Annotated in this window: 17 protein-coding genes; 7 read left to right on the forward strand and 10 right to left on the reverse strand. The window is 60.0% G+C overall.

The features are described 5' to 3' along the window. Positions 1-282 precede the first annotated feature (282 nt). From AC1Q67_RS12170 to AC1Q67_RS12185, 4 genes are all read right to left on the reverse strand, one after another. The gene (locus AC1Q67_RS12170) at positions 283-636 is read right to left on the reverse strand and encodes a hypothetical protein (RefSeq protein WP_492233915.1); all 354 of its coding nucleotides are present in this window, start codon (positions 634-636) and stop codon (positions 283-285) included. A gap of 136 nt (positions 637-772) precedes the next feature. Next, a complete protein-coding gene (locus AC1Q67_RS12175) occupies positions 773-1,282 on the reverse strand; it encodes a hypothetical protein (protein ID WP_492233914.1) in 510 nt (169 codons plus the stop codon). Next, positions 1,269-2,471, reverse strand: a complete 1,203-nt coding sequence (locus AC1Q67_RS12180; protein WP_492233913.1) for a tyrosine-type recombinase/integrase — start codon at positions 2,469-2,471, stop codon at positions 1,269-1,271. Before AC1Q67_RS12180 ends, AC1Q67_RS12175 begins: the two co-directional genes overlap by 14 nt. Positions 2,472-2,754: 283 nt before the next feature. Next, complete coding sequence (locus tag AC1Q67_RS12185) at positions 2,755-3,024, reverse strand: hypothetical protein (protein WP_024576654.1); 270 nt, start codon at positions 3,022-3,024, stop codon at positions 2,755-2,757. Between the two features lie 422 nt (positions 3,025-3,446). On the opposite strand from AC1Q67_RS12185, the gene AC1Q67_RS12190 reads away from it, so the two are divergent. The 3 genes from AC1Q67_RS12190 to AC1Q67_RS12200 are packed head-to-tail and all read left to right on the forward strand — an operon-like array spanning position 3,447 to position 8,412. Continuing rightward, positions 3,447-4,925 (forward strand): cytochrome P450, encoded by a 1,479-nt coding sequence (locus tag AC1Q67_RS12190; RefSeq protein ID WP_492233912.1) that lies wholly within the window; start codon positions 3,447-3,449, stop codon positions 4,923-4,925. Beyond that, a complete protein-coding gene (locus AC1Q67_RS12195; RefSeq protein ID WP_492233911.1) occupies positions 4,922-6,949 on the forward strand; it encodes a hypothetical protein in 2,028 nt (675 codons plus the stop codon). The genes AC1Q67_RS12190 and AC1Q67_RS12195 overlap by 4 nt, the downstream gene beginning before the upstream one ends. Positions 6,950-6,963: 14 nt before the next feature. Continuing rightward, complete coding sequence (locus tag AC1Q67_RS12200) at positions 6,964-8,412, forward strand: Dyp-type peroxidase (protein WP_492233910.1); 1,449 nt, start codon at positions 6,964-6,966, stop codon at positions 8,410-8,412. Between the two features lie 35 nt (positions 8,413-8,447). Here the strand turns inward: AC1Q67_RS12200 and AC1Q67_RS12205 are convergent, their stop codons facing one another. Then, positions 8,448-11,603 carry an ATP-binding protein gene (locus AC1Q67_RS12205; protein ID WP_492233909.1) on the reverse strand — a complete coding sequence of 1,052 codons (3,156 nt, stop codon included), beginning with the start codon at positions 11,601-11,603 and terminating at the stop codon, positions 8,448-8,450. Between the two features lie 326 nt (positions 11,604-11,929). On the opposite strand from AC1Q67_RS12205, the gene AC1Q67_RS12210 reads away from it, so the two are divergent. Continuing rightward, complete coding sequence (locus tag AC1Q67_RS12210) at positions 11,930-12,652, forward strand: Crp/Fnr family transcriptional regulator (protein ID WP_492233908.1); 723 nt, start codon at positions 11,930-11,932, stop codon at positions 12,650-12,652. A gap of 552 nt (positions 12,653-13,204) precedes the next feature. On the opposite strand, the gene AC1Q67_RS12215 is transcribed toward AC1Q67_RS12210, so the two are convergent. Continuing rightward, positions 13,205-13,717: a TetR family transcriptional regulator gene (locus AC1Q67_RS12215; RefSeq protein ID WP_492238152.1), complete on the reverse strand. Its 513-nt coding sequence runs from the start codon at positions 13,715-13,717 to the stop codon at positions 13,205-13,207. 111 nt (positions 13,718-13,828) lie between these two features. On the opposite strand from AC1Q67_RS12215, the gene AC1Q67_RS12220 reads away from it, so the two are divergent. Both AC1Q67_RS12220 and AC1Q67_RS12225 read left to right on the forward strand, forming a co-directional pair. Then, the gene (locus tag AC1Q67_RS12220; protein ID WP_492233906.1) at positions 13,829-14,065 is read left to right on the forward strand and encodes a DUF2798 domain-containing protein; all 237 of its coding nucleotides are present in this window, start codon (positions 13,829-13,831) and stop codon (positions 14,063-14,065) included. Positions 14,066-14,112: 47 nt separating this feature from the next. Next, on the forward strand, positions 14,113-15,051 hold the full coding sequence (locus AC1Q67_RS12225) for an NmrA family NAD(P)-binding protein (RefSeq protein ID WP_024576646.1): 939 nt from the start codon (positions 14,113-14,115) through the stop codon (positions 15,049-15,051). 90 nt (positions 15,052-15,141) lie between these two features. Here AC1Q67_RS12225 and AC1Q67_RS12230 read toward each other — a convergent pair whose 3' ends face one another. Next, positions 15,142-17,157 (reverse strand): DEAD/DEAH box helicase, encoded by a 2,016-nt coding sequence (locus tag AC1Q67_RS12230; RefSeq protein ID WP_492233905.1) that lies wholly within the window; start codon positions 17,155-17,157, stop codon positions 15,142-15,144. A gap of 251 nt (positions 17,158-17,408) precedes the next feature. On the opposite strand from AC1Q67_RS12230, the gene AC1Q67_RS12235 reads away from it, so the two are divergent. After that, positions 17,409-17,825: a DUF1236 domain-containing protein gene (locus AC1Q67_RS12235; RefSeq protein WP_492233904.1), complete on the forward strand. Its 417-nt coding sequence runs from the start codon at positions 17,409-17,411 to the stop codon at positions 17,823-17,825. 75 nt (positions 17,826-17,900) lie between these two features. Here AC1Q67_RS12235 and AC1Q67_RS12240 read toward each other — a convergent pair whose 3' ends face one another. From AC1Q67_RS12240 to AC1Q67_RS12250, 3 genes are all read right to left on the reverse strand, one after another. Beyond that, positions 17,901-18,701 (reverse strand): FAD binding domain-containing protein, encoded by an 801-nt coding sequence (locus AC1Q67_RS12240; protein WP_492233903.1) that lies wholly within the window; start codon positions 18,699-18,701, stop codon positions 17,901-17,903. 17 nt (positions 18,702-18,718) lie between these two features. Then, complete coding sequence (locus AC1Q67_RS12245; RefSeq protein WP_492233902.1) at positions 18,719-21,073, reverse strand: xanthine dehydrogenase family protein molybdopterin-binding subunit; 2,355 nt, start codon at positions 21,071-21,073, stop codon at positions 18,719-18,721. 85 nt (positions 21,074-21,158) lie between these two features. Continuing rightward, positions 21,159-21,644 (reverse strand): (2Fe-2S)-binding protein, encoded by a 486-nt coding sequence (locus AC1Q67_RS12250; protein WP_492233901.1) that lies wholly within the window; start codon positions 21,642-21,644, stop codon positions 21,159-21,161. Between the last annotated feature and the right edge of the window lie 134 nt (positions 21,645-21,778).

Below are 21,778 nucleotides of genomic sequence, written 5' to 3' on the forward strand. Positions count from 1 at the left end.
CTCGAGGAAGTCTACACCCGCGATCGACAATAATAGAGTGTCGTCGCCTGAATCGCGTAACGCGATGTTGCGCCATAAGGGATGCCCCGCTTGACGCAGTAGTCCTCAAACGAACGGACGTTGCTTTGAACTTGAACCGAATCAAGGTCAGCTTTCGTATCCGACAGCTTGTCGATTTTCAGGATGGAGGTTGGTATTGAAATTGATGCAGACATGCGAAATTATTCGTTCGAATGACGTTCCCTTGAGTTTGATTGTGGTGAGTGTGAATAACCCGGCTTATTAGAGCGAGCCGCCCGAATTAGCGTCTTCAGCGATAGCTGGCTTCGCGCTGACCGGTTTCTTCCCGCGCTTGGGTGAGCGTTTTGCAGCCGCTACCTTGCGCGGCTTGCACTTCGAACGATAGAGAATAACCCACGGATCGGTCTCGCTATACGCAGGGGCATAGTTTCCTGCGCGAATGCGGCCGATGTAGTCGCTCAAGTCCTCGATATGAACGCGCGTGCCGCCGCTGTATGTGATGCGGAGTCGGAGTGCGTCGACTTCGCTGTAGAAATGCGATTTTGAAATGTTGAGCCTGGCGCAGACTTGCTGCCGGGTGAGAAAAATCTCGTTTGTAAGAATGCGATCGTCCATTGCTTTTGTCCGGTTACACCAGGAGCGGTGCCTGACCGGAAAATGGGGTCACAATGGGGGCCCAGCAGGTGCGTCAAAACCGGGGCCTATCCCAGTGCCATGTAAAAACGCAGTATCGAAGTGTGCGATGTTTGCGCTAGGGCTTGGGGGCTTCTTGTTGCCGGAGATATTCGTCGGCTCGCATAGTCAGCAGCACCCAGCGAACGACGATCCGGGCGTAACTATCCTTAAGGCTGCGCCGTTGACTAGCCTTCGAACCCCGTTCTTTCGCCGTAATCTCCAGCGCATCTTCCTGAGTCTTGCCTTCGTCCCGCAACTTCTTCATGCGGGCAGAGAAGGCGTCATCGAAGATTCGGGGGCGTCCCCCCTTTTTCGGCGGCGTTCGGATGCCGATCCGCGGTTTAATCAAAAAGTCGCGGACAAGTACCTCGGCTAGCCATCTGAAGCGATCCAGATCGTCCGGATCGATGCCGTATTTTTCAAACAGTCCCGGGATCTCGGCGTAGGTGTGAGTTGTGACAGCATCCTCCGTGCCCGGAGGCTGGAGGATCTGCTGCTCGTCTTCGTCACCCCAGACCCCCTCCAGAATAATGTCCGGGCCCAACGGCTGATCGCGGTACGGATAGATGACCTTACGGGGAGGCATCAGCCGAAATTTCCATGCAGAAGTTCGCCCAAGCCTGCATCAGGGCTCGTCGGCGATCAAGGAGATTGCCGCGTCTATAGGCGGCCTCCGCCTTGTTCTTGATGGTATGGGCCAGTGCCATTTCGACGAGCTCGTTCGGATACTCGGTCGTTTCGGCGGCCCAATCGCGGAATGTCGAGCGGAAGCCATGCACCGTGAGGTCTGAACGGTTCATCCGCTTGAGGAGGGCCAACATGGCCATGTTCGAGAGCGGTTTGTCGATTTCCTGCCCAGGAAAGACGTAGTCGGTTTCCTGACTCAGATCCGCCAAGATTTCTATGGCTCGGTCCGACAGTGGCACTTGATGTTCGACGCCCGCTTTCATGCGCTCAGCCGAGACTGTCCACACCTTCTCCTTGAAGTCGATCTCGTCCCATTTCGCGCCAATCGTTTCACCTGTCCGTGCGGCGGTCAGGATGGTGAATTCCAGGGCTTTCGCGGCCGTGCCATCACGACTTCGAAGGTCGGTCATGAACGTTGGTATGTCGCGAAAGGGAAGAGCAGGGTGATGTTGGACCTTGGCCACCTTCCGCATGGCTGGCAGCACTTTATTTAAATGACCTCGCCACCGAGCCGGATTTTCGGCGCTCCGATACTTGTGCGCCGCCGCCCAATCCAAGATGGCTTCAATACGGCCCCGAACTCTTGATGCGGTCTCGGTCTTGGTAGACCACAGCGGTTTCAGGATATCGAGGACGTTGTCGACGGTGACAGCATCGACAGGAAGCTTTCCGATTTTCGGATCGGCGTAGGTGGCCAGGGTGTTCTTCCACTGCTCGCGATGTTTCGGATTGCGCCATCCACTTTCCTGCAAGGCGATGTATTCAGTGGCGCATTCCGAAAATGTCTTCGTGGACGATTTCCCCCGCTGCTGAAGGGGATCAAGGCCCTCTCGCAGTTGCTTTCGCGCGACCTCAGCCGCCTCGCGAGCCTCCTTCAACGAAACGTTCGAAGCGCTTCCAAGCCCCATTTCGAAGAGCTTCGGCTTTCCATTTTCATAAACGCGGCCTGGAAGTCGATACAGGAAAACCCATCGGCGGCCACCGTTCGCTGAAACGCTCAGATACAGACCGTTGCCGTCTGCATGGCGGCCGAGCTCTTTAACGGTTTTGACGGTGCGGGCCGAGAGCCGATTGATCTCGCGAGCCATGTGTGCCCCAACATTCAATAATTTCTGCCCCAACAAATAACTCGGATCGGGGCAGACATCAATGGACGGGCAATGACGAGTGTAGACAATAACATATTGATAAAACTAAGATTGATAGACATCGTCGAACAAGGTTGTTCACCGTAGGACATTAGTTCGACACCCTCCCTCTCCGCCAAAATTCCCTGAACGCCAGAACTCCCGGCTTTGCGACTCAAGGTCTCCCGCCTGCGCGCGGATGCATCGGGCGAGTGTCGCACGGTGCATCCGGCGGAAGCTGGCGTCAGTTCGGATCGGCAAAAACTTCAACGGGAAGGTTTGTCGTCTTGCGGTGAAGCTCCTGAATGGGAAGCGCGGCTATCGCCGCCCTTGCGGCCGGCGCCGCGTTCGATGACGGAAAATCCATGGTCGCGGTATCGAAAGTTGCTTCGCCTTTGGCGTGCGGGTTGTTCGCGTTGAGAATGATCAGGCCGCCGGCCAGTAATCCATAAGCGCAAAATGCGCCAACGATGAAGACGAAGCGGCGGGTGCTGTAGCTGAGCCTGTTTTTCATGGAAGCCTCCTATTGGCTGCCATGAACCCTTCAACAAGGGTGCGAATCTGTCTGTGACCTGACCCACAGATCGCAAAATTCCATCATCTCGCCGCGGCAGAAACTGCGCGGCGAATGTGAGCGAGCTCACATTCGACAGCCGTCCCGAGCGGCTATTTTTTCAAGAGCGAGAGGCAATCGAGCTCCATCGGAGCGCCGCGCGCCGACATCCCCCAAGGTGTTGGCGTCATTGAAGATTTTCAGAGTGTACGCCGATGTCTTTGCCCTCCGGAAACCGTGCCATCTGCTTCTCGCGGATCAATCTCTAAGTGTTGGTCGTCCTCTGGTGGAGATGATATCTTGCTGTCGACTGCGCAGACCAATCGATTGCCGATCCAGATTTTTAGCGCGTTCATTGCCAGCGATAATTGCGGGATGTCGTCATGAGCACGCACGTTCCTGATTCAATGATCGAAGGTCCACATCGCCATTCCTCTGCGGCTCCTCGCCGCGAAAGGCGGGCGACCGATGGCGGCGCACTGACCCGATTGTTGCAAAGAATCTCGCTTGCCCGGCAAATGGCGAGCTACCGGTTCAGCTCCTACATTTTTTGCCATCTCTGGCTTCTCAAGCTTGTCTTCACGCTGCTGCGCCGTGTGCGTCCGATTTCGATCTTCGGCAAGCTCGTCGTTCTCACCAAGATGAGCGATGTTCGAGAGGTTCTCGGGCGCTTCGATGACTTCACACTGGGCGAGGTGATCGATCCGGGGATGCCGTGGGGTCCGTTTCTGATGACGGTTGACTGGCGCGAGCAACACGCGCGCGAGCGGGGGTTGCTTCAGAGTGTGGTCAGGCGAGAGATCGATCCGCAGACAATCAGGAAAGTGGTCGCTGAAGAATGCCGCGAGCGGATAACCGCTGCCCATAACGGCCGGATCGACATGGTCGCCGAGCTTGCGGAGCCCGCCGTCATTCGCATTGCCGCCGACTATTTCGGCGTTGCTCCGCTGAAAAACGACAAGCGCCGCATGGCGCGCGCCACGCGTAACCTGGCCGGGATTATCATGGTCAATCCTCCGGTCGGTTCAAATCCGTGGATCGAATCGCGCGACGATATGGCTGCCCTGACGCAGCAGCTGCTGGAGCAGATTGCGGTTGTCAGGTCGGCAATCAGCGCGTCACGCCAAGGCGAACTTCCCGACAATCTGCTGACGCGCCTGACGGCGCTGCTGCATGCCGGCGGCACGCCAAAGTGGTTCGATGAAGACTGGATACGGCGATACCTGACCGGTCTGGTTGCGACCGGTCTTGCAACGGTGGTTCGCGGGACGTCGCAGATGGTCGATCAGCTCGTGGCGCGGCCCGATGCCTTGCGGGAGGCGCAGAAGCTGGCCATCGCGCTCGATCATGCGGAAGCGGAAGAACAGCGCCTCGCGAGCGGAGCATCGGACAGTGATCGGCGTTTCGCGGCGGAGCGTGTGGCGAAGTCCCGCGAGGCGCTGACACACTACATCTATGAGGCGCTCCGGTTCCGGCCGATGCTGCCCCTGCTCGTGCGCGATTGTCCACGCGAAACAATCATCGCAAACGGAACCAGGCGCGTGCGCATCGTGCCGGCGGGCGCGCGCGTTCTGGCGGCGCCACTGGCCGCCATGTTCGATCCCGATGCATTTTCAGACCCGTCGCGGTTCGATCCGCAGCGGCCGCTGAAGAATTACATTCATTTTGGCGACGGCGAGCGCCGCTGCTTCGGCAGATACGTTGCCGAGAGTGCTCTCATGGAGATGGCGCGGGCATTGCTCCGTCTGTCCGGCCTCGCGCGCGCCCCCGGTTCCGATGGCCAGATCCGCTACGAAGGGCCGGCGCCATACTCATTCGTCCTCACATTCAACACGCAAACCACCGGGGCGCAGAAACGGTGAGCCCGAACTACACAACGATCATCACGCCGCTCGACCCGGGCCGCGTGGACGCGTGCCGTCAGCATCTGCGCGACAACGCCGAGCCGCGCCTTTCCGGCGACCTGATGGAGTGCAGACCGTTGTTCCGGTTCGACAAGATCGCAAGCCTGCACTTCTGCAGTTTTGTCATCCTCGATGCCGACGGCGAATTCGCTCCCAGCCTCGTATTCGAGGCGACCTTCGACGGGTCCAGAGAGGACTTTCTGAATGAGTTGCTGAAGATCGCGCCGCAAGGCATGCATGAGACCTATCGGCATTGTTCGGACTATCCGGTTTCCGGGCTCGCCGCGCCTCTCCTGATTGCAGAATATCTTGTGAACCATGATGTCGGCGCGAACACTTTCTTTAGCGGCAGTCCGGGTCGCACGGTGGCGCAAATTCAGGGCGAGAGTCTTCTCCGTCGCGATATTGTCACGTTCCTTTCAAAACGATGCCGGCCGGGTGATGCCATCCCCGCGCGCTCGGTGGGACTTCTCGACGAGGTGCGACGCCATGTCATTCGCGGGCAGGACGACAATCGCTGGGCCGAACAAATTGCGCCGACGCCTTGGGAGATACGGCAGCGTCCGCTGATCGTTGCTGCCGCCGTCATTGCGGCATTGGTTGTGGTCTGCGCGACCGGCATCGCTGTAGGTGCGCTGTTCTCCTGGGGGCCGTTTGTGCTGCACGGCCACATCGTTCGGGCGTTCGAGCATGTGAGCCGCATCGGGGCAAGCATCGGCAACTTTATGGTGTCGTGGTTCCCGTGGATTGCCAGCCACATCACGATCGAGCCCGCGATCCTTCATACCCTGATTGCGTTGACCGGAGTGTGGCTGATCGTCCGCATCTTTGAGCTCTTCCTGACCAGTTGGACCAGGAATCCTCACGATCAGCTCTTTATCAACCGCTTTCCGTTGCAGATCGCGGTGATCGTCAGATACACGCTGATCGTCTTTCTTGCTGGCTCTGTTGTGCTGGCCGTCATTTCGGGAATGACCGCGGTTCGATCTGGCGGCGCAGTGCAGCCCGGTCTCTGGGCGGCGATTGGCCGTCTCGTCGTTGTCGTGTTGCTCCTGGCGGTTCTGAACTACTGGGCAACATCCCTGAAGCTTGCCGTTCAGCTTCGGCCATATGATGCCGTTCGTGAGAATGTCCGGCGGCTGCTGCTTGATCTGGACAGATTCGCGATGGTTATCGTGATCGCGGTTGGCGTTCTGCTCATCGCGCGTCACCTGCCGTTTGCCGTAAGCGAGCAGATCGCGACCATCGCGCGGTTGATCGTCTTTGCTGTTCTTGTCACCGTGGCTTACGGCCTCATCGGCATCCTGGCCTATTATGTCATTGGGCTTTTTATCTTCGGGCTCATACGAACGCTTGAGATCAGGGACAGGCGCAATTTTTCCGAGCCGGCCGGACTCATCGCGCGTGCCCGGGAGAACGCCAGGAAGTATGTCCGCGAGGAAGGTGGTATCAACCGGTATCAGAATCATCTGGCCAGCATCACGTCTGTGAAGCCCGGTTTCATTCGATGCTGGCTGCTGCGCCTTGCGCTGTTTGTCATCAATCTGCTGTCGCGTTTCTGGTTCAATCGCGGCGAGCTCGGCGGCATACCGACGATCCTGTCGGCACGGTGGGTGATGATTGACGGCGGCCAGCGGCTCCTGTTTCTCGATAATTATGGCGGCGCGTGGGAAAGCTATCTCAACGAATTCATCGATCTGGCGGCGGTCAAGGGCCTCAATGCCATCTGGTCGAACACGTTTGTCACAGCGGACGGAAAATCCTACGGGTTCCCCGCGTCGAAATTTCTCTTCTGGAGAGGCGCGCAAGCCGAGCAGCCTTTCAAGGCCTATGTCCGTCAAAGCCAGGTTGAGACGATCGCCTGGTACAGCGCGTATCCCATGCTCAGCGTCATCAATGTCAACACCAACACCGAGCTGAGACAATCGCTGTTCAAGCCGCTGAACTACAGCGAGACCGACACGATATTCCGGAGCCTCTGATATGGGTCGCTGCCATGGAGAAGGTTGAATGGGATGACGTTCAGAGGCTGGTGCTGAGCGGTTATCCGAAACTGCCGTTTTCCGCTTACGTCTTCTGGCACTTCGTGCCGGGCGAGATTGGAGTCGCGAAGAAATGGCTCCGGCGGCTGTCAGATCGGCTGACGCGCGCGACGGCGAGCGGCGGTCAACAGGCGATCAATCTTGCGCTGACGGCGCATGGCCTGGAGCATCTTCGCGTCAGTGAGGAGGTGCTGAATGACTTCTCTCTCGAGTTTCTCGAAGGGATGGCCCCGAAGCCGACAGCGGAAACGAAGTTTCCGCGCCGGTCGAATGTTCTCGGAGATACAGGCGACAGTTCGCCTGAATTTTGGGAATGGGGCGGCTGGAAAGAGAATCAGAGCATCGACGGAATGCTGTTGCTCTACGCGGCCGACGAAACGAAGCTGCGATCGTTCGTCGATGCCGAGATCGAGGCCATGGGGGGCGTTGCTGCGCCGGCAGTGCGGCAGAATGGCAAGCCGCTGATCATCGGCGGCCGGATCTACGACGATCGCAAGGAGCACTTTGGATTTACAGACGGCATTTCACAGCCGCTGATTGAGGGCTCTCCGAAGACGACAAGAAACGGAAGGAAGCGAACCAGCGATACCGACCACAACAAAAGGCTGACCCCGGAGGAGAGGCGGATTCTTCTCGTCAAGCCCGGTGAATTCGTCCTTGGTTACAAGAACGAGCGCCGCTCCAGCATCTTCGACGTTTCCGGTGCGAAGGCTGAAGGGAGCGTAGACATTCGGCATAACGGAACATACCTCGTGTTCCGGCAGCTGGAGCAGGACGTGCCGGCTTTCAATGAGTTCGTCGCGAAGACGGCTGAGCGCGTTTATGGGCGAACCGATGAGCCCGCGCAGGAAATGATTGCCTCGCAGCTTGTCGGGCGAACGCGCCAGGGCCATCCCTTGGTTCCGATCGAGCGGCGCGCGGGTGCGTCGCCGCGCAATGATTTTCTCTACCACTTCGAAGATCGCTTCGGGATGGCATGCCCGATCGGCGCTCACATCCGCCGCGCGAATCCGCGAGACACGATCGGTCCGGATGCAGATACAGCGCTGCGACTTTCAAAGATGCATCGTATCATCAGGCGCGGCAGGCCCTATGGAGAAAGACTTTCCGAAGACGGTGCAAACGGGGAGGCGGCGCGTGGAATGTCATTCATCGCCCTCAACGCGGATATTGCCGGGCAATTCGAGATGATCCAGCATTCATGGCTTAACAACACGCACTTCGGTGGTCTTTACGCCGGTACAGATCCGCTTGGACATTTCAGTTGCCCCGGGGATGTAGCCAGCATTCAGGATCGGCCGAACAACCACCATATCGATCGTCCGCGCCCGTTCGTCCGGGTCCGCGGTGGCGCCTACTTTTTCCTGCCGGGGATTGAAGCGGTTCGCGCGCTGGCAAGGTAGATTCAGCCGAAGCAGGCCGGAGAGTGCGAAGCGTTCTATCTGTCCGCGATGCTGGGCTCTTTGTTTCGATCGGCTGCGTTCTCCATCGCATGGCGACAGGCAGCTATCATGGCTTTCATGCCGCATTTTTCTGCGAACATGAGCGCACGCTTGAAGTAGGTGTTTGCCAAGGTGCGATTCTGCGGATTGCCGGCGCGCGCGATTTCACCGAGCAGATGTGTCGCATAGGCCTGCTGCGGCGGTTCTCCGCGCTGTTCTGCAAGCGCCAGGGCGCGCTCGGCTGCAGCCTGCGCCTCCGCAAGACGGCCCGCAGCGAGCAGGGCCCGGCCTTGTGCGATGAAAAGATAGCGCCAGCCGAACGAATGCTCCGCCAGCGGCACGTCGAGCCGTTCAGGGATCGACAGGATGTTGAGGGCGGTCTCGATGTCGCCCGTTGCAAGATGAGCCTCACCCATGCGGGCTGCGAACACCGGATACATCTGGACCATTTCGAGATCGAGACAGGTCTGCCAGCTTTCGCGCAATAGGGGGAGCGCCTCGGCATGCCGTCCCTGAGATGTTCGCAACCGGCCGAGCACATGATTAATGTTGGCACGAGAATAGGCGTGATCCAGGATTTCGGCGCGCCTGCTGGCGTCCTCCGCCACACTTTCCGCGCGGGGAAGGTCGCCAAGTTCAATCAGGGAATCCGCCATGAAGGTTCGCAGAAGGACACTGGGATAGGCAGCCCAGCCGGCGCGCTTCTGGTCAAGCTCGGGGGTTTCGATCGCAATGCATTTCTCGTGCATCTCGATTGATGTGGCGAAATTGCCGAGTTCGTGATGAACAATGCCGACAATGAGAAGTGAAGCAAACTGGAGCGATGGATCGCCGATCTTGTCCGCGATGCGGCTTGCCATTTCGGCGGCCGCCATCGCGGGCGCGTGCTCTCCGAGTCGCCACAACGCTACGGCAAGCTGACAGTTGACCGCGGCTGTGCGCAGGGGGTCTCCCGAAGCGTCGGCCAGACGGCTCGCCTCGCGCAAGACGTCTGCGATCTGGCGGTGCTTGCCGAGCGGTTCGAGTGCAATCACCAGCGTCAGGCGGAAATCGATTTCGGCTTTGATCTTGGCGGAAGAGTCCGCCAGATGTGACAGGGTTTCCAGGCCGCGCTCGTAGATACTGATGGCGTCCTGATTGGCGCCGCGTTTGACTGCGCGCCGGCAACTGCGCAACTGATAAGGGACGGCCTTTTCCCAAAGCTCGGCTTTGAACGCATGGTCGGCAAGCCGATCGATGTACTCGTCAAGGCGATCGGGAAATCGCGTTTCAATGATGTCGATGGCTTTGGCGTGAAGCGAGCGTCGAAGGCCCAGCAGCATCGTGCCATATACAACTTCACGTGTGAGTTCGTGTTTGAATGAATAATCGGCCGACGTGGTGCTTCTGATCTTCCGGAGAAAATCGGCAGCCTCCAGCGTTCGAAGTTCGCCGGAAATTTCTGCAGGGGTGACGTCCAGCATTTCCGAGAGCAGGGCGACGGAAATCTCCATGCCGATGACGGCTGACGTCTGAAGAAGCGACTTCGGAAATCCGTCCAGAAGGTCGATGCGGGCCGCGAGCACCGAATGAATGGTTTGTGGAATTTCCGCGCGGCCGCTCCGTTTGACGGCCTGATAGTTGCCCGGCTGACCCCGAAGAAATCCCGTTTCCTTGAGCGTCTGGACCAGTTCTTCCATGAACAGCGGGTTACCCTGGGACTGCGCCAGTATTCTCCGCTTTAACGGGCTGAGGCTGCTGTCGTCTCCCATCAGCCAGTCCATCAGCTGGTGAGAAGTTTCGTCGTCAAGCGGTGACAGGTCGAGGCAGGTCGTGCCGCGATCCAGCGATCCGCCCTCGGGACGCTGCGTTCCGATAAGGAGGGCCCGTGTCCCGTCCAGCGCCCCGGCCAGATTTTGCAGGATGAGCTTCGTCTCGGCGTCGGCCCAGTGAAGATCTTCGACCAGAATGACAGAGGGATTCGACCGCGTGTAGTGAATAACCAGCGATCTGACGGCTTCCATGGTCTTGAGCCGCCGCTCGGACGGCTCCAGTTTCTTCCACTCTTCATCGTCTGCGTTGAGATCCAGCAACGAGAGAATAGGAGGGAGGAAACCCGACAGATTGTTGCCGAGCCGTCCAATGCCTTCCCTGACGCGGCCAATGACGGTCTCGGGACTGTCATCGATGCCAACCCCGAACAACGCTCTGATCAACAGGCCGATGGGGTAATAGCTTGAACTTGTTCGCTGCGAGGGGCAGGCAGTCTCAAGAACGGTCCATTCGTCGGAAACATTCCGGATAAAATCGTGTATCAGCCGGGACTTTCCCAGTCCGGCTGCGCCAACAATGCTCACCGACTGTCCATTTCCGGCTGCGGCACTCTCAAGCGCGCCTCTCAGGCTGCGCAGTTCGTTCTGGCGGCCCACGAGAACGCTGAGACCGCGTGCAGACCGGACCTGCCATCGTGTTCTGATCCGTATGGCCGTGAGTTCGAAAACTTCTACCGCTTCGGAGACGCCTTTTACATCCACAAATCCCTGCGGCTGGACCGTTACAAAGCCCTTCGCAAGGTCATGGGTCGCCGCGGTCAGCAGAATCTTGCCTGGTGCAGCAAGCTCTTCCATTCGTGCAGCCAGATGGACGCTCTTTCCGACTGCGTCATAGTTCATCGCCAGGTTGTTGCCGATCGAATGGATGACGACTTCACCGGAATTCATGCCGATACGGATGGCGATATCCCGTCCGGTCCTTTGATTGAGTTCGCCGACGGCGGTCCGCATCGCGAGCGCCGCGCTGCACGCCTGCACGGCGTGGTCTTCCCGCGCGATTGGAGCGCCGAACAGCGCCATGATCCCGTCGCCGAGTGTCTGGTTCACGAAGCCATCGTGATGGTGGACTGCATCCATCAAGGTTTTAAGGACGGGGCCGAGAACCTGTAGCGCCTCCTCGGGATCGAGGTGATCGATCAGGGCCGTTGAATCGCGGACATCTGCAAAAACGACCGTGACGTGCTTGCGCTCACCGAGCATCGCTCCGCCCGAGCGCAGGATGCGATCGGCAAGGTCTGTGGGTATGTTCGATTGCAGGAAGGAAAGCGCGTGCGACGCCGTGTCGCTGGAGCGGGCTTTTGGGCGTCCACAGCCGCCGCAAAACCGGGCTGTCGGTTCCATAACGAAACCGCAGTAGCTACAGCGATGATCCGTGCCGCCGATCAAGCCACGCTGCCCTGTAATCATGGCAGCCCCGCAGTTTTTGAGCCCACGCTAGGTTTAAGGGTTCCTTCGGCAATAGCAAGATGAACCCGCCCCTTGGCTGGTTTCGGACGCCCAAAAAATGGGCCGGAGGCCAAGGGGATACCGCGATTGTGTATAGAGGGCGTAGCTTCGAAGCTGCATTTGGTTGAAATTTCAACGAAGCTTGCATTGCTCCATTTCGGCGGCCGCGAGGTTCGCCGAACGGAAGAAATTTATTCATTTTGTAACCAGGCCATACGCCGATGCTTCAGGACGACGACACGCCAGCAACAGCCCGATCCGCCGCCGACAAGACGAGGGTCCTGCGCAACCATCCGCTGTTTCGCGACCTCGGCACTGAGGCGCTGGATCAACTGTGCCACTATGCCAAAAAGAGAACGTTCAAACGTGGCGCGACAATTTTTGCAAAAGGGGATCGTGGCCAAAGTCTCTTTTTTATTATCAGCGGCACGGTGAAAATCGGCGTCTCGTCCGCCGACGGCCGCGGCGCCATTTTCAATATGGTTGATGCAGGGGAGATGTTTGGGGAGATTGCGGTTCTCGATGGTCTTGCCAGGACCGCCGATGCGATTGCGAACGCGGACTGCGAGTTGTTTGTCATTGATCGGAGGGACTTTCTGGCCTTGCTGGCCAGCCAGCCGGTGCTGGCAACAAAGGTGATAGAACTGCTCTGTGTCCGCTTGCGCTGGATCAGCGAGCATGTGGAGCAAGTCATATTTCCCGACCTGTCAGGCAGGCTCGCCAAGGCGCTCATCCGGCTGATCGACAGGCCGGGCGCTGCGCTGGACAGAAAAATCACCATCACGCAGCAAGAAATTGGCGAGATGCTCGGCATGTCGAGAGAAAGCGTCAACAAGCAACTGCACGAATGGGCTGACCGGAAGCTGGTCCGCCTTCAACGGGGATCGATCACCGTTATCGACGTCGAATCGTTGAAGGGTATGGCGGAACGGTCGCAGGATTGACGCGCTGGAGCTTAGGACAGGCGTCAACGAGAAGAGGCTGGATCGGTCAGCGATCGGCCATCATAGACTTCGTGTTTTCTGGACGTGACCCAGTGGGCATGCCTTGCGGCCAGCAGCCGGGGTCTGTTGAGCCTGTTCGACTTGCGAGGATGCCTTTACAGGCGAGGCTGAGCGCGAGCTTACCGCGAATCCGACCAGGGCCATGACCAAGGCGAATTCGAGGGCCAGGACTGAAACAGACCATCTCCAGCATGCCGTCCAGTTCCGTCGACTGCCCAACCCGGAATGGGTCAGTTCTCCTGTCGGGGTGTGCATGGTTGCCTCCTTTAACGAAAGGCAACTCAGTAACCCCAATCCCTGTGGCGGTATGTGAACCAAGTCACAGATTGCCGCTCACCAGCGTCGACCCATGGGCGCTTGCACTTTCCGTCGCCGCGGCGGTTGCGATATTCCGCTGCCGGAATGTTGCAGATCCTTGCCGCCTGCGCGGCGGCAGGCGTTGCGCTTCACTTCGCCGGGGTGCTTGGATAAACCCGGCAAAGAAGGCCTCGATTATTTCCGCTGCCGCGCGCTTTCGAGCAGCGTCATGCAGGCTTCTAGACAGGCCGCAGCAATCGTCCGGCCCAAGGGGCTCGGCTTCTTGTTCAGGAGCCGATGCATCACCACGCCGTGCAGCATCATCATGACCGGATACGCGACGTTCGCGGCCCTGCTTTCATCCACACCGGCGCGCACGAGATGGGCGGTGTATCGTTTGATCTCTGCCCCTTGCGCATCTGTTGTGACACGCTCCATCCAGCCGCGCCCGTAGAGCAATTCATAATCGCGAGGGTGGCTGGTGCCGAATTCGAGATGTCGCACGCACGCGTCCCGGAAGTCGTGCGATTTTGCGAGATAGGCCGAGAAGCGCTGAAAGGCGAGCGTGCGCAATGCCTTCAGCAGCGCCTCCCGGTCGGCGAAATAGCTATAGACCGTCGGCGTCGTGGTCGCCGCTTTCGCCGCCACGCCGCGGATCGTTACGGCTTCCTCACCGCCTGACTGCCACAGGGCGTCGGCGGCCTTCAAGATTTTGTGAGGTAGCTCCGGATCGGCGGTTCGTGGCATTGGGTCCTATTGCTTTTACATTGTATAAGTTATACGTCGTCTAAATAATAACCCATCCCCAGGAGCAGGCAAATGGCCCTTCCCCCCAAACTGATCGGACCCACGATCTCCCTGATCACCGGCCTGATCACCTCGACCAGCATGTCGTTCATCGGTCTCGCCTTGAACTATGGCTTCCAGCCCGATTTCGCGTTCCGTTGGCTGAAGGCCGCGGCAACGAGCTACGTCGTAATCGTACCGATGCTGATGATCCTTATCCCGCCGATCCAGCGCTTCGTCATGCGGCAGGCCGGAGTGCCGACGCGCTAACGTATCGCCCCAGTTCGCATTTTTGAACGTAATCCAAGGTCAGCATCATGACGACGAAATACAAACTCAACAAACCGATCCTCGTGACCGGCGCAGCCGGCGCCATAGGCGGCGTCGGCCGCAACGTCACCGAATTCCTGCTCGCAAAGGGGCACAAGGTGCGCGCCCTGGTTCGGCGTGAGGACGAGCGCGCCGACGTCCTGCGGCGGCTCGGTGCAGAGGTCGTAAAAGGCGACCTGACAAACCTCGACTCGATGCACCGCGCCATCGAAGGTTGCGGGCGGATCTATTTCGGAATGTCTGTCTCGGCGGCCTACCTGGAAGCCACGATCAACACCGCTGCGGTGGCGCGCCACCACGGCGTCGAGGCTTTCGTGAACATGTCGCAGATGACGGTCTCGCAAATGAGTATCAACGAGAGCACCGAGAGTCCTCAGCACAAGCTGCATTGGCTCGCGGAGCAGGCTCTGTCCTGGTCGGGACTGCCGGTTGTCACGGTGCGGCCGACAGTCTTTTTCGAAGGCTTCTTTCTTGTCCTTGCCGGCGTTAGCGTGCGGACCTCGGACGCATTGATGCTGCCGATGGGAGGCGGAAAGATTTCGCCGATCTCTGCAGTCGATGTGGCAAGCGCGGTGGCAGCGATCCTCGACGACCCCGCACCGCATATCGGACAGATCTACGATCTGACAGGGCCGGAATCGGCCGATCTGGACCATTATGCGCGCATTTTTTCAGAGGCGCTCGGCAGGCCTATCCGATATCGCGACGTCCCGCTCCCGGCATGGAGCGAAGGTCTTCGGCAGGCGCGGTTTCCTGAGCACGTCGTCAGCCATCTTTCGGCGATGGTCGAGTTGACCCGGCAGGGACGTTACGATCGCATGACGGACACCATGCGCAAGCTCACCGGCAAACCACCGACGAGCATGCGCGACTTCGTGAAGCTCCATGCGGCTGAGTTCAAACCGCGGGAACCTGCGCATTCGTGAAACTCTCAGCGAGCGTGGCGCCTTACTTGACGGGCTTCCTGGACGAGCCCGTCAGTGATGCGCGAGATGGATGATCGCAAGCGTCAAGTTTTACGCGCCCTTGCGGTGTTTCTTTTTCTTCGGCTTCTTGTTGAACGCCGGCCTCTCGACATCGGGCCAATCCTGGCGGTCGGCTTTCTTGCCGGGCTTCGGGCCTTTGCCGCGCGGAGGTGGACCCTCGAAGCGGCGGGCGTCGTCCCGCTGGGGTTTTCCGCTGTGCCTGGGTTTGTCGTAGCGCGGTTTATCCTCAAAGCGCGGCTTGTCGTCGTAACGAGGTTTCGCGTCGTAACGCGGCTCGTCATTACGGCGCAGCTTGGCGCCGAGATCCTTGTCCTTGTGCGGCGGCTTGCGCGGACGTTTTTCAAACGTGCCGCTGTCGCCCTGTGGTCCGTTCGGCAGCGCCTCGATGCGGATATTGTCTTCCTTGTCGGGGCGCTTGATTTTCGCGGCGAATTCATCGGCCGCGGTTGCCGAAATCTCGAATTCGGTGCTGCCGTCGAAGATGCGAATGGCGCCGATGTCCTGTTTGCCGATTCCACCGCGGCGGCAGATCATCGGCAGCAGCCAGCGCGCCTCGGCATTCTTGTTGCGGCCGATGGCGGCGCGGAACCACACGCTGCCTTCCGGCATCTCGCCCCGTGATTTCGACTTCGCGCGCGGTGCGCGGTCGTCGCCGCGCGGTGCGCGGTCGTCGCCGCGCGGCTCGCGGCTGTCGCGCCTTGCGCCGCGATCCTCGCGCGAGCGCGCCCCGCCTTGGCCGGGATCGAGAATGTCTTCGGGCGAGGGCAGGCGCGAGCGATAGAGCCGCGCCAGCGCCGCTGCAATGTCTTCAGCCGAACGCTCGGCGAGCAGTGCGCGCGCCAGAACGAGATCGTCTTCGGTGGTCGCTTCACCAAACAGCGCGTCCTGCAGCATACGCTGCTGGTCGAGCGCGCGGATTTCCTCCACGGTGGGAGAAGTGCCCCATACCGCATCGATGCCCGCCATGTTCAGCAGCAATTCGGCGCGTCGTTTGCGTGCGGGGATCACCAGCATCACGCTGATGCCCTTCTTGCCCGCGCGTCCGGTGCGGCCGGATCGATGCTGAAGCACTTCGGGATCGTTCGGCAGGTCGGCATGAATGACGAGGCCTAAACTGGGCAGGTCGAGGCCGCGCGCCGCAACGTCCGTGGCGACGCAAACCCGCGCGCGTCCGTCGCGCAGGGATTGCAGTGCCTTGGTTCGCTCGTTCTGGGTCAGTTCACCGGACAGCGCGACCACAGAGAAACCGCGCTCAAGCAGCGCGGCCTGCAAATGGTTTACCGCGTTGCGGGTGTTGCAGAATACGATCGCGCTGGGAGACTCGAAAAACCGAAGCACATTGACGACGGCATGTTCGACGTCGCCCGGCGCGATACGGATCGCGCGATATTCAATATCGGCGTGGCCGCCGTCACCGCCAGCCACTTCGATGCGGAAGGGGTTGTTCTGATATTGCTTGGTAATAGAGAGAATCGTACGCGGCAGGGTCGCGGAGAACAACAGCGTCCGCCGTGTGTCCGGCGTGGTCTCGAGGATGAACTCCATGTCCTCGCGAAAGCCGAGATCGAGCATCTCGTCGGCCTCGTCGAGCACGACGGCTTTCAGTTCGGAGGCGTCGAGGCGCTTGCGGCGGATGTGATCGCACAGCCGCCCCGGCGTACCGACCACGATATGCGCACCTGCTTCCAACTCGCGTTTCTCGCGCTGCGGGTCCATGCCGCCGACACAGGAGACAACGCGTGCGCCCGCGTAAGCGTAAAGCCATTCCAGTTCACGGTGAACCTGCAACGCCAGTTCGCGTGTCGGCGCGACGATCAACGCGAGGGGCGCACTTGCCCGCGGCAGTCGTTCGGCATCGCCCATCATGTCGTTGGCGATCGCGAGCCCGTAGGCGACGGTTTTGCCAGAGCCGGTCTGCGCCGACACCAGAAGATCGCGGCCGATGGCATCGGCGGCGAGGACGGCGGTCTGGACCGGCGTCGCGTCATTATAGTTGCGCTCGGCCAGGGCGCGGGCGAGCGGGGGACTTGCGGACAGGGATTTCACGTTGAGACCTTGGCTGGCGTTGCCGCCATGAATGAGAAACGCCTCAATGCACGCGCGGTGCGCGCATCCGGCAGTTTCAAAGAAATCGATGAATTGGGGGTGCTTTAGGCCAGTTTTGGTCAAAGAGCCATCAATAAGTGCGGTGCTTGCCATCAGAATAAGGCCATTCCGCGATCTCGCTGCGCCGGGAGGAACTATTTGACCGTGGGCTACTTGTGCTCCCCGAGAATTCTTAACCGGGAGCTTTAGATATGAAGAGAACCATGTTTGCTTTGGCGATGATTTCTGCGAGCGCGCTCATTCCGGCCGCAGCCTCGGCGCAGGGTGTTCCGGGCGGCGTCGAACGCGGGGCCCGCGAGGGCGAACGCGTGGGCGGGCCGGTCGGGGCGATTGTCGGCGGGACCGTTGGTGGTGTTGTCGGCGGCGTGGCCGGCGTTCTCGGCGTCGATCAGCGCCCGCGCTTCCATAGTTACGTGGTCGAGCAGCGTCGCCCATCCTATCGGTATCAGAACGATCTCGCCGTCGGTGTCGTTCTTCCAGAGGAAGGCGTGACCTACTACGACGTTCCTCCCGAGTATGGCGTCCGCGATTATCGCTATACGGTGGTGAACGACCGCACGGTGCTGGTCGATCCGCGGACACGCCGCGTGGTTCAGATCGTCGACTAGTCTACATCGCCTGCAAAATGGAAAGGCCGCCCTAAGGGCGGCCTTTTTGGTTGTATCAATTTCGATCGATGCTGTTCAGCCAGCCGCAGTGACGGCGCGCTGCGCCATCACCTTGACCAGGTTGGCGCGATAGGCCGCGGTGCCGTGAATGTCTTCCATCAATCCGTCGGCTGAGATATTCACGCCGTCGATGGCGCCGGGGGACCAGTTGGCCTTCAGCGCTGCCTCGATGGCAGGGACGCGCATCACGCCGTTTTGCGAAGCGCCGGTGGCGGCGACACGAACGTCTCCCGATTTTGTCTTGGCGACGAAAACGCCGGTGAGCGCGAAGCGCGAGGCCGGGTGACGCATTTTTGCGTAGGCGGCCTTTGCCGGAATCGGGAACGAGACTTCGGTGATGATCTCGCCGTCTTCCAGCGCGGTGGTGAACAGGCCCTGGAAGAAATCGTCCGCCTTGATGCTGCGCTTGTTGGTTTTCACCGTGGCGTCGAGCGCCACGAGGGCGGCGGGAAAATCCGCCGCCGGATCGTTGTTGGCGATCGAGCCGCCGATGGTGCCGCGATAACGCACGGCGGGATCGCCGAGCACCGAGGTCAGATGCACGATGGCGGGGATCGCCTTCTTGGCGTCCGCACTTGAGAAGATGTCGTAGTACGTTGTCGCCGCCTTGATGACGAGCGCATCGGCGGTGGCCGATACGCCGACTAGCGCGGGGATGCGGGCGAGGTCGATCACGTCCGACGGCTGGGCGAGGCGCTGCTTCATCACCGGCAGCAAGGTGTGGCCGCCGGCGAGATACTTCGAATCGGAGCCCTTCTTGAAAAGGGCCACGGCGTCATCGACGCTTGAAGGACGGTGATAGGTTGTCTCGTACATGATGCGTCTCCCCGTCCTTACTCTGCGGCCTGTTGCTGATGGATCGCGTGCCATACCCGCGATGGCGAGGCTGGCATTTCAAGCTTGTTGGTTCCGATGGCGTCGGTGATCGCATTGATCACCGCGGGCGTTGAGCCGATCGCGCCGGCTTCGCCGCATCCCTTGATGCCGAGCGGGTTGCTCGGGCACAGCGTCATTGTGTGCGAGATCTTGAACGAGGGCAGGTCGTCGGCGCGCGGCATGGCGTAGTCCATGAACGATGCCGTCACGAGCTGACCGCTCTTGTCGTAGACCGCGCCTTCGAGCATTGCCTGTCCGACGCCCTGTGCGATGCCGCCGTGAACCTGTCCTTCGACGATCATCGGATTGATCAGGCGCCCAAAGTCATCGGCGGCGACGAAGTTGACGATATCGGTCTTGCCGGTGCCGGGATCGACATCGACCTCGCAGACATAGGCGCCCGCGGGGAAGGTGAAGTTGGTCGGATCGTAGAACGCGGTCTCTTTCAGACCGGGCTCCATGCCGTCCGGCAGGTTGTGCGCGGTGTAGGCGGCGAGCGCGACCATCGGCAGCGCGATCGCCTTGTCGGTGCCCGTCACCTTGAACTCGCCGTTCTCGATGACAATGTCGTTCTCGGAGGCTTCCAACTGGTGCGCGACGATCTTCTTCGCCTTGGCCTCGACCTTCTCCATCGCCTTCACGATGGCGGACATGCCGACCGCGCCCGAGCGTGAGCCGTAAGTGCCCATGCCGAACTGCACCTTGTCGGTGTCGCCGTGGAGGATGGAGATCTGACCGATCGGAATGCCGAGGCGATCAGCGACCACCTGGGCGAAGGTCGTCTCGTGGCCCTGACCATGGCTGTGCGAGCCGGTGAGGATTTCGATGGTGCCGACCGGGTTGACCCGCACCTCGCAGGATTCCCACAGCCCGACGCCAGCGCCAAGGCTACCGACGGCTTTGGAGGGCGCGATGCCGCAGGCTTCGATGTAACACGAGAAGCCGATGCCGCGCAGCTTGCCTTCCTTCTTCGCCTTCTCCTTGCGTGCAGGGAAGCCGGCATAATCGATGGCTTTCAGCGCGGCGTCGAGCGACGCGTTAAAGTCGCCGGCGTCATAGGCCATGATCACCGGCGTCTGATGCGGGAAGCTGGTGATGAAATTCTTGCGCCGCAGTTCGGCCGGATCGACCTTGAGCTGCCGCGCCGCGGTTTCCATCAACCGTTCCATCACGAAGCTGGCTTCGGGACGGCCCGCGCCGCGATAGGCATCGACCGGCGTGGTGTTGGTGTAGACGCTGACCACCTCGGCATAGATATTCGGGATATTGTACTGGCCTGAGAGCAGCGTGGCGTAGAGATAGGTCGGCACCGACGACGAGAACAGCGACATGTAGGCGCCGAGATTGGCGTGGGTTTTCACCCGCAGACCAATGATCTTGTTGTCCTTGTCGAAGGCCATCTCGGCCTTGGTAATGTGATCGCGTCCGTGTGCGTCGGTCAGGAACGCCTCGGTGCGATCGGATGTCCATTTTACCGGGCGGCCGGTGCGCTTGGAGGCCCACAGCGCCACCATTTCTTCCGGATAGATGAAGATCTTGGAGCCGAAGCCGCCGCCGACATCAGGCGCGATCACGCGCAGCTTGTTCTCGGCCGCGACATTATAGAACGCCGACAGCACGAGGCGGGCGACGTGCGGATTTTGCGATGTCGTATAGAGCGTGAAATGTTCTTCCGCCGAGTCGTATTCGGCAACCGCCGCTCGCGGCTCCATCGCGTTCGGCACCAACCGGTTGTTGGTGATATCCATGGCCACCACGTTGGCGGCTTTCTTGAACGCGTCGTTGGTGGCGGCTTCGTCGCCGATGCTCCAGTCATAGATGACGTTGCCGGGAGCTTCGGGGTGAAGCTGCGGCGCGCCGGATGCGATGGCGGAGCGGATGTCCGCGGCTGCCGGCAGTACTTCGTAATCCACCTCGACGGCCTCGGCCGCGTCGCGCGCCTGATTGCGGGTTTCTGCGATGACGACTGCGACGGCGTTTCCGACGAAGCGTACCGTTTCCGGCGCCATCGCCGGCCACGCACCCATTTTCATAGGCGAGCCGTCCTTGGAATGGATCATCCAGCCGCAGATCAGATTGCCGATCTTGTCATCGACGAGCTGCTGGCCGGTCAACACGTCAACAACACCCGGCATGGCCTTGGCGGCGTCGACATTGATGCTTTTGATCTTCGCGTGGGCGTGCGGGCTGCGGACGAACGACGCGTAGGTCATGCCATGAAGGCGGACGTCGTCGGTGTATTTGCCCTTGCCGGTGATGAAACGCTTGTCTTCCTTGCGCGTGACCCGTGCGCCGATACCTTCAACACTCATAATCCCGACCTTTCCATAAGGGCTGCCTTGATCGCGCGAGCAGCGCGGGCAGTTGCACATCTGACTATTGAGGCGTCGCTGCGGATCATTCCGCGGCGGCGGCAACCTTCATGCGTCCGGCGGCGTCGAGCACCGATTTGACGATGTTGTGGTAGCCGGTGCAGCGGCAGATATTGCCTTCCAGCTCATGACGAACGGTTTCCTCGTCGAGGCCGGCGGGATGGCGCTGCACGATGTCGATAGCCGACATGATCATGCCCGGCGTGCAGTAGCCGCACTGGAGGCCATGATTGTCGCGGAAAGCGGCCTGCATCGGATGCAGGGTGTCGCCTTTCGAGATGCCTTCGATGGTGGTGACATTGGCGCCATTGGCCTGGCCGACCAGGGTGGTGCAGGACTTCACCGCGCGTCCGTCAATATGGACGATGCAGGCGCCGCACTGGCTGGTGTCGCATCCGACATGTGTGCCGGTGAGACCGAGATGATCGCGCAGCAGATGGACCAGCAGAGTCCGATCCTCGACATCGGCAGAGACCGCCTTGCCGTTGACCGTTAATTTGATTGTAGACACAAGCACCTCCCCAGTGATTTCCAGAAAACGTTTTTTGTAATTGTTCTAATTAACAACCGGCGCGCAAAACTTTGCAACGTCGATTTTCGTCGCGGGTGTCATCGCACGATCATCTGAGCGTGAAGCGCGTCGCG

It is taken from the genome of Afipia sp. GW823-FHT06G09, assembly GCF_058794875.1.